Source organism: Photorhabdus sp. RM96S (assembly GCF_042879335.1).
GTDB lineage: Bacteria > Pseudomonadota > Gammaproteobacteria > Enterobacterales > Enterobacteriaceae > Photorhabdus > Photorhabdus kayaii.
Window position 1 is genome coordinate 1 of the sequence record NZ_JBHFKT010000217.1, and the last position, 337, is coordinate 337.

At 58.2% G+C, this 337-nt stretch carries 1 protein-coding gene; it reads left to right on the plus strand.

The window, feature by feature from the left end:
- On the plus strand, positions 1-337 hold a 337-nt coding region (locus tag ACGF49_RS25055; protein WP_387493476.1), incomplete at both ends, for a hypothetical protein.

Here is a 337-nt window from a genome sequence, read left to right on the forward strand (position 1 = left end):
GGATAATCAGTCAGGTCGGCTGGAAGCGGGCCACGCGCTCCAACTGAGCGCCACTCAACTGGATAATCGCCGGGGGAGCATCGTGGCAACCGGGGACAGCGCCACCCTCACTGTTGACAAAGCCATTCAAAACGCTCACGGCCATCTTGAAGCCAAAACCCGACTGACCACGACCAGCCAGACTCTAGATAACACGCAGGGGGTGTTGCTGGCACAGCATATCAATAGCCAGACCACAGGCCATCCCTTCACCAATACCGCGGGGCAGGTGATAGCCGAAGACACGCTGACGGTCAACAGTGGCGAACTGGATAACACCGCAGGGTTGTTACAGGCT